The following is a 13397-nucleotide window of genomic DNA, read 5'->3' on the forward strand; positions in this document are numbered from 1 at the left end:
AAACGCCATCGCTTCGTCATCCACCTAGCGCTCGCCGCTTCGCGGCTGTATTTCATGGCCATGATCAACGTATTGCGTTCTCCCGACTTCCAGCAGAGCCAGCGACTGCGCCTCAACACGCTGATCCGGCTGCGCTGGCTTGCCATTGTCGGCCAGAGCGTGACGGTGCTTTTCGTCGCCTACGGCCTGAAATTCCCACTGCCGGTCAGCCTGTGCTTTGCCCTGATCGCCTGTTCGGCCTGGATGAACCTGCTCCTTGCCTTTCGGTTCCCGGCCGCGCACCGGCTCACGCCGTTCGCGGCCTTCGGCATCCTGATCTTTGATAGCCTCCAGCTTGCCGGCCTGCTCTACATGACCGGCGGCCTTACCAATCCGTTCTCGCTGCTGATGACGGTGCCCGTGGTCATTTCGGCGACGTCGCTGCCCTTGCGCCTGACCGCGGTGCTTGGGGGGCTGGTGATGACGGCGGCGACCTTGCTGGTCTTCTTCCACTTGCCATTGCCTTGGCATGAAGGCGCGCCGCTGGCGATGCCCTTCATCTATGTTGCCGGCATGTGGATGGCGGTGCTGTCTTCGATCGCCTTCACCGCCATTTACGCCTTCCGCGTGGCCGCGGAAGCCCGCCTGCTGGCCAATGCGCTCGCCGCCACCGAACTGGTGCTCCAGCGCGAGCAGCATCTGTCGGCGCTCGACGGGTTGGCCGCCGCCGCCGCGCATGAGCTCGGCACGCCGCTCGCCACCATCACGCTGGTCGCCAAGGAGATGGAAAAGGCGCTCGGCAAGGACGCGAAATACGGGGAGGATGTGACGCTGCTGCGCTCCCAGAGCGAGCGGTGCCGCGAGATCCTCAAGCGCCTGACCAGCCTGTCGTCCGAGGGAGAGGCGCATTTGTCCCGCCTGCCTTTGACCTCGCTGGTCGAGGAGGTCACCGCGCCGCACCGCGACTTCGGCATCTCGATCAAGCTTAGGCCCGGCGAGCGCAGCGGCCCCGAGCCGGTCGGGCGCCGCAATCCCGGCGTCATCTACGGCCTTGGCAATTTGGTGGAGAACGCCGTCGATTTCGCCCGCGAGAGCGTCACCGTGCGCTGGAGCTGGGACGAGGCCACCGTCACCTTCTCGATCATCGATGACGGTCCCGGCTTTCCGCCCGAGATCATCGACCGCATCGGCGAGCCCTATATGTCGACACGCCAGGGCACGGAGGCCGGCGGCGGGCTGGGGCTGGGCCTTTTCATCGCCAAGACATTGCTCGAGCGATCGGGCGCCACGCTCGACTTTCGCAATTCGAGCGGACTGGGCGAGGGCGCCATGGTACGGATTTCATGGCCCAGAAATGTTTTCCTGAACCCGGAATCGGCGCCCGCGACGATGTTTGACACCGCGTAAATTGGACAATCGCCACGCAAAACTATATCTGCGTAAAATTAAGGCAGCAGGAATTTCAAGACGATGACAGGCGATGAAAACAGTGGCGCAATGGTTGAGGGCGAGGACACCTCGCTTCTGATCGTCGACGACGACAAACCGTTCCTGACCCGTCTGGCCCGCGCCATGGAAACCAGGGGGTTCGTGGTCGAAACGGCCGAGAGCGTCGAGGAGGCGGTCGGCAAGGCACGCGCCAATCCGCCCGCCTACGCGGTGGTCGATATGCGGCTTGGCGACGGCAACGGCCTCGACGTCGTGGCCGCCATCCGTGAGAAGCGCGAGGATTCCCGCGCGATCATCCTGACCGGCTACGGAAACATCGCCACCGCGGTGACGGCGGTGAAGCTCGGCGCCGTCGACTATCTGTCGAAGCCGGCCGACGCCGACGACGTCTTTGCCGCGCTAACCCGCACGGCCGGCGAGCGCGCCGCGCCCCCGGAAAATCCGATGTCGGCCGACCGCGTGCGCTGGGAGCACATCCAGCGTGTCTACGAAATGTGCGAGCGCAACGTCTCCGAGACCGCGCGCCGCCTCAACATGCATCGCCGCACCCTGCAGCGCATCCTGGCCAAGCGCGCGCCGCGCTAGGAGTGTGCGCGCTGAGCAATTCCTTCGGACCGGTTTCTGCTTACGGGGAAGCATCCAATTGTCGAACTCGGCGCCGCCCCTCACCTGCCTGCCGGCATCCTCTCCCCGTATAGTGACGGGGAGAGGGGCGCTGTCATCGCCGATTTCGCTAACCACCAGCGTTGCAAAAAGGCGCCGACGCTGCGGCCAGCCTCTTTCTCCCCGTCACTATACGGGGAGAAATGCCCGGCAGGGCAATGAGGGGCGGCGCCGGCCTCGACAATAAAGCCTGCCGGACAGGGCGGCATAACGGAGGGTGAAATGCGGGACTTGAAACAGCGGCCGGTTTCCGTCCTGCGCGAATTTCTCGACAGCGAGGCGGCCGGCGGCATCATGCTGATGGTGGCGGCGGCATTGGCCTTGATCGTCGCCAACTCACCGCTTTCCGGAACCTATTTTGCCGTCCTCCACGCCTATCTCGGCCCGCTCAGCGTGTCGCACTGGGTCAATGATGGGCTGATGGCGGTATTCTTCCTGCTCGTCGGCCTGGAGATCAAGCGCGAGATGCTGGACGGCCAGCTCTCGACCTGGCCGCGCAGGGTGCTGCCCGGCATCGCGGCGGCCGGCGGCATGGTGGTGCCGGCGCTGGCCTACGTCGCCATCAACCGTGACAATACGGCCGCGCTGTCCGGCTGGGCGATCCCGACCGCCACCGACATCGCCTTCGCGCTCGGTGTGCTGTCGCTGCTCGGCAATAGGGTGCCGGCCTCGCTGAAGATCTTCCTCACCGCCCTTGCCATCATCGACGATCTCGGTGCGGTGATCATCATCGCGATCTTCTACACGAGCGGCCTGTCGCTTGCCTATCTGGGCGCCGCCTTCGCGGTCATCGCCGCGCTTGTCGTGCTCAACCGCATTCGGGTGATGAGCCTCGTGCCCTACCTCGTGCTCGGTGCGATCCTGTGGGTGCTGGTGCTGAAGTCGGGCGTGCATGCCACGCTTGCCGGCGTGGCGCTGGCGCTGACCATTCCGCTCGAACGCACCGCCGGCATCGAACACGATCTCGACCATTCGCCGCTGCACCGGCTCGAGCACGGCCTGCACGCAATAGTGCCTTTCGTGGTCATCCCCATCTTCGGCTTTGCCAATGCCGGCGTTTCGCTCGCCGGCTTGAGTGTCGGCGCGCTGTTCGAGCCGCTGACGCTCGGCGTCGCCGCCGGCCTCGTCGTCGGCAAGCTGGTCGGCGTGTTCGGTTCCTCCGCGCTCGCCATCCGCTTCGGTCTCGCCGACCTGCCGGCCCATGCCGGCTGGCTGCACATGATCGGCATCTCGCTGCTGTGCGGCATCGGCTTCACCATGAGCCTGTTCATCGGCCTGCTCGCCTTCGCCAGCGACGTCGCGCTGCAGGACGCGGTCAAGGTCGGCATTCTCTCCGGCTCCCTGGTCGCAGCGCTGCTCGGCGCGGCCGTCCTGCTGATGGCGCCGGCGGCGACTGAGGTGGATGATGGCGAGGAGTAGGGGCCTATCAGCGACTTCAATGCACTCTTTTCGAGGTCGCGCTGCTCCTCATCTGCCTGCCGGCATCTTCTCCCCGTATAGAGACGGGGAGAAGGGGTGACGCGACCCCTTGGCGCTTTCTTCCATAAGTTGGCGAATCGCCGACGACAGCACCTTTCTCCCCGTCTCTATACGGGGAGAAATGTCCGGCAGGACAATGAGGGGCGGCGCCGTCGGTTGCGTTCTATCTCCTGCCTGTCAGCCTATTCGCTCTCCCCCTCCAGCGCCGGCACGGCCACTCCGGCGAGTTCCGCCGCCAAAAGCCGCGCGGCACCGGCCCGCGCGATGCGCAGCATCAGCGCCTTGCGCGTAGCCGCCGCCATGCGGTGCTCGGGCGCCTCGCGCAAAATCTCGGCGCCATAGCCGTCGGAGAGGATGAAGCCGCATTCTTCGGGAAAAATCTCCGCCGGCACGCCGGGATGGGTGGCGAAGAAGAAGCGATCCGAGTGCAGCCGGTAGTCGGGCCATTTGCGGTCGACGCGAAAATCCTCGACCGAGGACTTGATCTCGATGATCCAGATGTCGCCCTGGCGGGTCAGCGCCACGAGGTCGGCGCGGCGGCCGGTCGCCAGGGACAGTTCGGGCAGCACATGCGCGCCCATTTCGCGGAGCAGCCGCTGCACCCCGCGCCGCACCAGCATGGCGCGTTCAGACTGGCGGCCATCGATGAGCGGGTTCAGGGGAATCGGTGAGATGATTGGCATGACGGGACCATGCCAGATTTTGTTCACGATTTGAACCCGTACCGCTCATTTGGTGGCCACCCAAATCAATGGGTGCTCGATGGCATGAGCAGGCACGGAGAACCGTATGGCCACCTTCACTTTCCGTGATGGGTGAACGTGGCGGGACGACCTACGGCGCGGGAGAAGTCCTGGCGTTTATGAGCGACCAGGCCCCGTCGTTTCGATCGTAACCGGCACGCCCTGGCGCAACGAGTTGCTGACCGTCGAAACCGCGCTGGCACGGTCAATGATCCTTTGGGGATCGGACCCGTCCAAGGTCTCGCAGGAAACCGTCATCCTTGCTGCGGTCGCCAGCAGGGGCTTGCCGTCGAGATCAAGCCTCACCGAGACGGCGATCCTGCCGAGTTTCACGCCGATCTCGTCGGCGACATAGCGAAGGTCGTTGCAGAAGCAGCCGCCAATCGCCAGCGCCAGCAGCTGGCCGCCATTGAAGCCCAGGCCCATGCCGCCGGCCTTGCCCTCGGGCCGGTCGACGACGATCGTGTGGCCGCCGGCCCAGCCCATGGCGGCTTCGGTGCCTTCGACATTGTGCAGTTCGACAGTCATCGAGGCCATCGGCATCCTCCCCCCGTAGCCGAGAGCTCGGGCCTGGCCGGCACGGATCTATGCGACCGTGACGGATTTATCGCCGAGCGGCGCGGTTCCCGCAATGTCATCGATGATCGGGCAGTCCGGCCGGTCGTCGCCATGGCAGGCCTGGACGAGCTTCTGCAGGGTCGATCGCATCGCCTGCAGCTCGCGCACCTTCTCCTCGATCGCCCTGACATGGGCGGTGGCGATCTCGCGCACGTCGTGGCTGGCGCGGCTGCGGTCCTGGTAAAGCGCCATCAACTGGCGGCAATCGTCGATGGAAAAGCCCAGGTTGCGGGCACGGCGCAGGAAGGTCAGCCGATGGATGTCGTCGCCCGAATAGTCGCGATAGCCGTTGCCGGCACGCGCAGGCGCGATCAGGCCGATTTCCTCATAGTAGCGGATGGTCTTGGCTGGCAGACCGGAACGCTGGGCGGCGTCGCCGACATTCATGGTTGTTCCTCGATTCCTGCTGGCCCGAGAGTCATGGCCATTGAATTTCCTTCACAATCCGGTGAAGGCTGTTGCCGAAATGCCGCAGTTGCTGGCTTACCGGCAGGTGAGGTCTTGCATATAGGCATCGCGTACTTGGCAAGCAAAGCAAATGCCAGCATGAATGATGGCAAGAAAGCGGCCGACTCGTGCCGCGGATGTTTGGCGGGGCACGGATCACCTCATGCGCATGAAGTCGCTTGCAGTAATTGCCGCACTGGCGCTGTCCACCGCACTCGCCGGTTGCAGCACCATTGGCGGGCAGATATTCTCCAACGACTATGGCGCGGTGACCGACGCCGGCTACCAACTGCCGCGCATCCCGATCGAAAAGGTGCCCGCGAAGTATCACCGGCAGGAGGTGAACTACGACACCAAGGAAAAGCCGGGCACCATCATCGTCGATACGCAGAACAAGTTCCTCTACTTCGTCGAGGGTGACGGCCGGGCAATTCGCTACGGCATCGGCGTCGGCCGCGAGGGCTTCGAGTGGCATGGCACCGCCCATGTCGCCATCAAGCGCGAATGGCCGACCTGGACGCCGCCGTCGCAGATGATCAAGCGCCAGCCGGAACTCGCCAAGTTCGCCGGCGGCATGGAGCCGGGCCTGAAGAACCCGCTCGGCGCGCGCGCTCTGTACCTGTTCAACAAGGGCGGCGACATGGGCTATCGCCTGCATGGCAGCCCGGAATGGAACTCGATCGGCAAGGCGATGTCTTCGGGCTGCATCCGGCTGATGAATCAGGACATCATCGACCTTTACGATCGCGCCGAGGTCGGCGCCAAGGTCATCGTCCTCTGACCGTGACCGCGAGGTTCATGGTCAAAACCGTTCGTACGCGGACCGTCTAGGCAACAACGGACGTCCCCAACAAAAAACCGGGCAATTCGGCCCGGTTTTTTGTTGCTTGCTTTTTGAGAATCGTCGCCGCGCTCGGCGAAGACGAATGGTCAGGCGACCTGTTCGACCTGCTGGACCTCGGGAACGAAGTGGCGGAGCAGGTTCTGGATGCCGTGCTTCAGCGTCGCCGTCGATGACGGGCAGCCGGCGCAGGCGCCCTTCATGTGCAGGAACACGGTGCCGTTCTCGAAGCCGCGGAAGGTGATGTCGCCGCCATCCTGGGCCACTGCCGGGCGCACCCGTGTGTCGAGCAGCTCCTTGATGGTGATGACGAGTTCCTCGTCGGCCTTGTCGTAGAACTCGCCGGTCTGGCTGGTCTCCGCGGCCGGGCCGGCATTGGCCATGACAGGCGCGCCGGACATGAAATGCTCCATGATGGCGCCCAGGATCGCCGGCTTCAGATGCTGCCAGTCGGGCCCGTCCTTGGTCACGGTGATGAAGTCGTAGCCGAAGAAGACGCCGGTGACGCCCGGTATTTCGAACAGCCGGCCGGCCAGCGGCGAGGCCGTCGCCGCACTATCGGCATCACGGAAATCGGCGGTGCCTTCCAAAAGCACTTCCTTGCCGGGCAGGAATTTCAGCGTCGCCGGGTTTGGCGTCGATTCGGTCTGGATGAACATGGCCGTCTCCGTGCCCGTCTCGGGCAGATAGTTTGGAATAATTCTAAATAAGCTCTATCGGCTGGACATTCAAGCGAAACGCGTCGCCCGAACGGCTGGCTGGCGGAATGTTTTTGCTGGCTGGGGATCGAAATCCCTGGCGGGCTTCAGGCGAGGCTGTCGATTTCCTCGTCCGAAAGGTTTTGCGGCACCACGGTCACCGGGATAGGGAAGGCGGCGCCCTTGCCGGCCACCGCGCCGACCAGCGGCCCGGGCCCTTCCTTGCCGGCGCCGGCCGCCAGCACCAGGATGGCAATATCCTGATCTTCCTCGATCAGCTTGTGGATCTCTTCGGTGGGCTTGCCCTCGCGCACCACCATCTCGGGTTCGATGCCGAGCTTCTGGCGCACCTTGTTGGCATAGCTGTCGAGCGCGGTGCGTGCGGTGGCGGTCGCCTCCTCGCGCATGATCTTCTCGACGCCCAGCCAGTGCTGGAAATCGTCCGGTTCGATGACATAGAGCAGCACCAGCACGCCGCTGGTGCTCAGCGCCCGCTTCGAGGCGTAGGCGACGGCGCGCTCGCATTCGGGCGTATCGTCGATGATCGCCAGGAACTTCCGGCGATGTCCGGCTTCGCGGCTGAGGCGTTTGGAGACCATGTCTATTTACTCGATGTCATTTCGGCCGCAATCTGCCACTGCGGCTGACCGGCGGCAAGCCGCCGGTCTTTGGCCGGTATGGTGCGGGGCATAAGGATGCGGATCAGTCCTGCAGCAGCCCGATGATGTCGCGCACCGTCTTCATCGTCGCTTCGGCCAGCACGCCGGCGCGCTCGCCGCCGTCCCGCAGTACCGCGTCGACATAGGCGCGGTCATCGGAAATGCGGCGCATTTCGGCGGCGACGGGAGCCAGTTTTTCGACTGCCAGGTCGGCCAGTGCCGGCTTGAACACCGAAAACTGCTGGCCGCCGAACTCCTTCAGCACCGCCTCTTTCGATATGTCCGCAAGGCCGGCATAAATGCCGACCAGGTTTTCCGCTTCCGGCCGGGTGGCGAGGCCATCCACTTCGCTCGGCAAGGCTTCCGGATCGGTCTTGGCCTTGCGGATCTTCTTGGAGATGGCGTCGGCATCGTCGGTTAGATTGATGCGCGACAGATCCGACGGGTCCGACTTCGACATCTTCTTGGAGCCGTCGCGCAGGCTCATGATGCGCGCCGCCGGCCCGCCGATGACCGGCTCGGTGAGCGGAAAGTAGCCGTTCACAATTTCCTCTCCGACCTGCATCTCGACGCCGACGCCAAGACCGGCGATGCGGTCCGAAAAGTCGTTGTTGAATTTCTGGGCGATGTCGCGCGTCAGTTCCAGATGCTGCTTCTGGTCCTCGCCGACCGGCACATGGGTGGCGCGGTAGAGCAGGATGTCGGCTGCCATCAGCGAGGGATAGGCAAGCAGGCCGAGCGAGGCGTTCTCGCGGTCCTTGCCGGCCTTGTCCTTGAACTGCGTCATCTTGTTCATCCAGCCGATGCGCGCCACGCAGTTGAAAATCCAGGCGAGCTCGGCGTGCTGCATCACCCGCGACTGGTTGAACACGATGTGCTTCTTCGGATCGATGCCGGAGGCCAGGAATGCCGCGGTGATGGAGCGCGTCTGGTCCTTGAGGTCGTCATAAACCAGCTGGGCCGTCAGCGAATGCAGGTCGACGACGCAGTAGATGCAGTCGGACGTCTCTTGCAGGGCGACGAATTTCTTGATGGCGCCGAGATAGTTGCCAAGATGCAGATTGCCGGTCGGCTGGACGCCGGAGAAGACGAGTGGCTTGAAGGCGGACATGGTTTCCTCGTGGCTTGTGGAGGGCCGTATAAGCGTGATTCCGAAAAGTTGCAGACTTTTCGGAGCCAATCACGCGGCTGGAAACCGCGTGCGGCGAAAGTCTTGCGACGGCGCGCTTATGGACGAACATGACGCTGCGATCAAGACTGCTATTGCAGTCGGGCTGCCCGGCCTACTCGTCCAGCTCGGCGTTTACGGCTGGTGGTGTCGCTTTGCCTGAGCCGCGCTTCACATTGCGGCGGATCATGCCGAAATCGGCGCCGCCGCTGGCAAAGGCCGTGACGAAGTAGAGCAGCGCCCCGCCGGCCACCAGCCCCAGCAGCGTCGTCGCCTTGACGACCAGCGGCGAGCCGGAGCCGAGGCTGGCGCTCAGCCAGTGTTCGGCGAAATAGAGGGCGACGCCCATCACCCCCGCCGAGAGCACCAGACGCGGAATGCGCTTCAGAAGCGGCACGTCGCGGCCCCAATGGCCGCGCCGGATCAGCACCCCGAGCAGCATCAGCGCGTTGACCCAGCCGGCCACCGCCGAGGCCACGGCGATGCCGGGCGCGCCCATCCTCGGAAACAGCGTCAGCGCGGTGGCGACGTTCACCGCCACCGAGATGGCGGCGAAGATCATCGGCGTGCGTGTGTCCTCGCGGGCGAAATAGCCCGGGGTGAACGCCTTGATCAGCACGAAGGCCGGCAGGCCAAGCCCGAAGATCGCCAGGATCGCCGCCACGATAGGCGTCGAATGGTTGGCGGCGAACGCGCCGCGCTCATAGACCAGCCGCACGATCGGCTCAGACATGACCCAGAGCGCCACCGCAGCCGGCAAGGTCATGAACAAGGTGAATTCGACCGAGCGGTTTTGCAGATTGGCCGCCTCGATCAGATTGCCCGACTTCAGCGCCCGCGACAGTTCCGGCAACAGCACGATCGCAACGGCGACGCCGACCACGCCAAGTGGCAGCTGGTAGACGCGGTCGGCATAGGCGAGCGAGGAGACGGCGCTGTCCTGCGCCGAGGCGATGGCGGTGCCTATCAGCTGGTTGATCTGGGTGATGCCGCCGGTGATCGCCGCCGGCAGCGCCAGGATCAGGAGCCGCTTCACGTTCGGCGTCATCTTCGGCCGGCGGAAACCGATCGAGATGCCGGCGTTGCGAACCGCCACCCAGACGATGGCGAGCTGCACGAGGCCCGCCGCCAGAACGCCCCAGGACAGGCTGAAGCCGACGGCATGCGCATCCAGCCCATGATACCAGGCATAGCCAAGCACGCTGATCAGGATGATGTTGAGAAAGGCAGGCGCGATCGCCGCGGCGAAATAGCGGCGTAGCGAATTCAGCATGCCCGCCATCATGGCGGCCAGCGACATGCAGATGAGATAGGGGAACATGATCGTCGCCAGAGTGACGGTCGTCTCGAACTTGCCCGGCGTGTCGGCGAAACCCGGCGCCACCAGGTAGCGCACGATCAGCGGCATCGCCAGTTCCATGGCGATGGTCAGCGCCAGCAGCGCCGTGAACAGCACCCCGAACACTTCCTCTGAAAAGCGCTTGGCGCCGTCGGTGCCGTGCGTCTCGATCTCCTTGGCGAACAGCGGCACGAAGGCGGCGTTGAAGGCGCCTTCGGCGAACAGCCGGCGAAAGGTGTTGGGAAACTGGAAGGCGGCGTTGAAGGCGTCGGCCACCGGCCCGGTGCCCAGTGCTGCCGCCATCAGCATCTCGCGGCCGAAACCGAGCGCGCGGCTCATCAGCGTGCCGGAAGCGACCGTAGCGAATTTCTTGACGAGGCTCATGCGTTTGGAGACTGCCTGCGCGATTGGGACAAAGTGATGGTGGCGCTCACTCGGCGGCGGCCCTGGTCCTGCTGCCGCGTTCGGAGGCCGTGCCCTCGAGCGTCGCCGTCAGCCGGTTGCGGATGGTGGTGGTGCGTGACGGGCTGTCGATCTTCTGGCCGGTGAGGTCGGTGACATAGAACGTATCGATCACCTTTTCGCCGAAGGTGGTGATGTGGGCCGACGCGATGTCGAGCGACAGGTCGGACAGCGTTCCGGTGATCTCCGACAACAGACCCGGCCGGTCCAGCCCCTCGACCTCGATCACCGAAAATCGGTTCGACAGCGTGTTGCGGATTTCGGCGCGCGGCGCGATCCGGAAGACCTTGGCGCCGCGCTTGGGCTTGGTGCGCTTCTCGATCATCTCCGGCAGCCAGCTCTTGCCCGACAGCACGTCCTCGATCAGCCGCCCGACGCGCTCGGCGCGCCGGCGCTCGTCCTCGTCGCGGTCGAACTCCCTCGAGATCAGGATCGTGTCCAGTGCGCGGCCGTCCGAGGTGGTGAAGATCTGCGCGTCGACGATGTTGCCGCCGGCCGCCGCACAGGCGCCGGCGATCACCGACAGCAGGCGCGGATGGTCCTGCGCCAAAACGGTGATCTCGGTCACCGCCTCGAACTGGTGCGTCTTGACCATGGTGGCGAGCTTGTTGCCGGACGCATCCGCCTCGCGGATGAATTCGGCATGGCGAAGCTGGTCCGGCAGGTCGACGGTCAGCAGGTAATTCTCATAGTGCAGGCCGACATAGCGTTTGCGGATCTTGTCGGGCCAGCCGGCGAGCGCTTCGGCCAGGCACTCGCGCGCCGCCGCCGTGCGCTGGGCGCGCGACACTTCCGAGAAGCCGCCGGTGAGCAGCAGTTCGGTCTCGTAGTACAGCGTGCGCAGCAACTGGCCCTTCCAACCGTTCCAGACGCCCGGTCCGACGCCCCTGATGTCGCAGACGGTGAGGATGAGAAGCAGCTTCAGCCGCTCGACGGACTGCACGATCGAGGCGAAGTCCTCGATCGTCTTGCGATCGTTGAGATCGCGCGTCTGCGCCGTCATCGACATGACCAGATGGTTCTCGACCAGCCAGGCCACCGTTTCGGTGTCGGTGGTCGAAAGTCCCATATGCGGGCAGATGCGCCGGGCGATCCGGGCGCCGGCTTCCGAATGGTCCTCCGGCCTGCCCTTGGCGATGTCGTGCAGCAGCACGGCGACGTAGAGCGCCTCGCGGCTCTTTCTCAGTCCCGGCATCAGCGAATGCGACAGCGGATGCACCTTCTCGCCGTCGCCGCGCTCGATCTCGGCCAGCACGCCGATGCAGCGGATCAGATGCTCGTCGACCGTGTAGTGGTGGTACATCGAGAACTGCATCATGGCGACGATCTTGCCGAAATCGGGGATCAGCCGGCCGAGCAGCCCCGCCTCGTTCATGCGGCGCAGATTGAGCTCGGCGTTGCGGTCCGAGGTCAGGATGTCGAGGAACAGCCGGTTGGCCTCCTCGTCGCGCCGGAGCGATTTGTTGACCAGGCCGAGCGAGCGGGTGAGCAGCTTCAGCGCGTCGGGGTGAAACTCCAGCCCGTGCTTGTCGGCGAACCAGAACAGCCTGAGCAGATTGACCGGATCGCGCTCGAATACCTGGTCGTCGGCGATGTTGATACGGTGGTTGTCGACGATGAAATCCGACGTGCCGGCAAGCTTGCGCTTGCGGCGCTGGAAGGTGAGGAAGATGCGGTTGAAGCCCGGCACATGCTTGGCCTGCTCCTCTTCGAGCGCGGCGCAGAAGATGCGGGTCAGGTCGCCGACATCCTTGGCGACGAGGAAATAGTGCTTCATGAAGCGCTCGACCGCCGACAGGCCGGGATGCGTGGTGTAGCCCAGCCGCTCCGCGATCTCGCGCTGGATGTCGAAATGCAGCCGCTCCTCGGCCTTGCCGGTGAGGAAATGCATGTGACAGCGCACGGCCCACAGGAAATCCTCGGCCTTCTGGAATTCGCGGTATTCGGCCTGCGTGAAGACGCCCTTCTCGACCAGCTCCTCGCCGGTGCGCACCCGGTAGAAATATTTGCCGATCCAGAACAGCGTCTGCAGGTCGCGCAGGCCGCCCTTGCCGTCCTTGACGTTGGGCTCGACCAGATAGCGGCTTTCGCCGGCCTTGGCATGGCGCTCGTCGCGTTCGGCGAGCTTGGCCTGCACATATTCCGGTCCGGTGGTGCGCACCACCTCATGGTCGAAGCGCAGCATCAGTTCGTCGTAGAGCTTCTGCTCACCCCACAGGAAGCGCGCTTCCAGGATCGAGGTGCGGATGGTGATGTCGGTGCGCGACAGCCTGAGGCATTCCTCGATGTTGCGGGTCGCGTGGCCGACCTTCAGCCCCAGGTCCCACAGCATGTAGAGCATGTATTCGACTGTCTGTTCGCCCCACGGCGTCTGCTTGTAGGGCAGCAGGAACAGGAGGTCGATGTCGGATCCCGGCGCCAGCGTGCCGCGCCCATAGCCGCCGACCGCGACGACGGCCATGCGTTCGGCCACCGACCGGTTCTTTACCCGGTAGACATGGGTCGCGACAAAATCGTAGAGCGCCCGGATCAACTCATCCATCAGATGCGACAGCCGCTCGGCGCAGGCATTGCCGCCGCCATCCTGCTTCAGCATGGCCTCGGCTGTTTTGCGCCCCGCGGCGAGCCGGCCCTTGAGAAGCTGGAGAACCCCGGCGCGGGCGGCCGATCCGGAGCCGTCCCCGGTCGTGGCCGCCGTCAGCGCGGTCATCTCGCGGCGCAAGGCGTCGCCGTCGATCAGTTCATCGAGCTTCAAGGAGATTTTCGCCATGGTACCGGTTGGCCTTGCCTTTTGGGCGGCGTCTATAGCGCGTTTCCGCGGCGCTGGGTATGGGGGCGGGTTGACGCGTTTC

12 protein-coding genes are annotated in these 13397 nt (G+C 64.6%); 4 read left to right on the forward strand and 8 right to left on the reverse strand.

What is annotated here, in order from left to right; all coding sequences use genetic code 11:
- The first annotated feature begins 54 nt into the window (after positions 1-54).
- From FJ951_RS00675 to nhaA, 3 genes are all read left to right on the forward strand, one after another.
- Positions 55-1386, forward strand: a complete 1332-nt coding sequence (locus tag FJ951_RS00675) for an ActS/PrrB/RegB family redox-sensitive histidine kinase (protein ID WP_140513548.1) — start codon at positions 55-57, stop codon at positions 1384-1386.
- 63 nt (positions 1387-1449) lie between these two features.
- Positions 1450-2013, forward strand: coding sequence for an ActR/PrrA/RegA family redox response regulator transcription factor (locus FJ951_RS00680; protein WP_140497143.1), 564 nt, complete (start codon positions 1450-1452; stop codon positions 2011-2013).
- A 300-nt stretch (positions 2014-2313) separates the two neighbouring features.
- On the forward strand, positions 2314-3510 hold the full coding sequence (nhaA, locus tag FJ951_RS00690; protein ID WP_140512953.1) for a Na+/H+ antiporter NhaA: 1197 nt from the start codon (positions 2314-2316) through the stop codon (positions 3508-3510).
- A 242-nt stretch (positions 3511-3752) separates the two neighbouring features.
- Here nhaA and FJ951_RS00700 read toward each other — a convergent pair whose 3' ends face one another.
- From FJ951_RS00700 to cueR, 3 genes are all read right to left on the reverse strand, one after another.
- On the reverse strand, positions 3753-4253 hold the full coding sequence (locus tag FJ951_RS00700) for an MmcB family DNA repair protein (protein ID WP_140513550.1): 501 nt from the start codon (positions 4251-4253) through the stop codon (positions 3753-3755).
- 177 nt (positions 4254-4430) lie between these two features.
- Entirely contained in the window at positions 4431-4850 is a 420-nt protein-coding gene (locus FJ951_RS00705; RefSeq protein ID WP_140512955.1) for an OsmC family protein, read from the reverse strand.
- A 48-nt stretch (positions 4851-4898) separates the two neighbouring features.
- Positions 4899-5318 carry a Cu(I)-responsive transcriptional regulator gene (cueR, locus tag FJ951_RS00710; protein ID WP_140512957.1) on the reverse strand — a complete coding sequence of 140 codons (420 nt, stop codon included), beginning with the start codon at positions 5316-5318 and terminating at the stop codon, positions 4899-4901.
- A gap of 223 nt (positions 5319-5541) precedes the next feature.
- Here cueR and FJ951_RS00715 point away from each other — a divergent pair, with 223 nt between their 5' ends.
- Positions 5542-6159, forward strand: coding sequence for a L,D-transpeptidase (locus FJ951_RS00715; RefSeq protein WP_140497135.1), 618 nt, complete (start codon positions 5542-5544; stop codon positions 6157-6159).
- 149 nt (positions 6160-6308) lie between these two features.
- Here FJ951_RS00715 and FJ951_RS00720 read toward each other — a convergent pair whose 3' ends face one another.
- The 5 genes from FJ951_RS00720 to FJ951_RS00740 all read right to left on the reverse strand — a co-directional run bounded on the left by FJ951_RS00720 (position 6309) and on the right by FJ951_RS00740 (position 13315).
- Complete coding sequence (locus FJ951_RS00720) at positions 6309-6878, reverse strand: NifU family protein (protein ID WP_140497133.1); 570 nt, start codon at positions 6876-6878, stop codon at positions 6309-6311.
- Between the two features lie 146 nt (positions 6879-7024).
- A complete protein-coding gene (locus FJ951_RS00725) occupies positions 7025-7516 on the reverse strand; it encodes a universal stress protein (RefSeq protein WP_140497131.1) in 492 nt (163 codons plus the stop codon).
- Between the two features lie 103 nt (positions 7517-7619).
- Positions 7620-8687 (reverse strand): tryptophan--tRNA ligase, encoded by a 1068-nt coding sequence (gene trpS / locus FJ951_RS00730; RefSeq protein WP_140512959.1) that lies wholly within the window; start codon positions 8685-8687, stop codon positions 7620-7622.
- Between the two features lie 172 nt (positions 8688-8859).
- On the reverse strand, positions 8860-10467 hold the full coding sequence (murJ, locus tag FJ951_RS00735; RefSeq protein WP_140512960.1) for a murein biosynthesis integral membrane protein MurJ: 1608 nt from the start codon (positions 10465-10467) through the stop codon (positions 8860-8862).
- 46 nt (positions 10468-10513) lie between these two features.
- Complete coding sequence (locus FJ951_RS00740; RefSeq protein WP_140512962.1) at positions 10514-13315, reverse strand: [protein-PII] uridylyltransferase; 2802 nt, start codon at positions 13313-13315, stop codon at positions 10514-10516.
- Positions 13316-13397: the final 82 nt, after the last annotated feature.

The organism is Mesorhizobium sp. B2-2-3, from assembly GCF_006442405.1.
Lineage (GTDB): Bacteria > Pseudomonadota > Alphaproteobacteria > Rhizobiales > Rhizobiaceae > Mesorhizobium.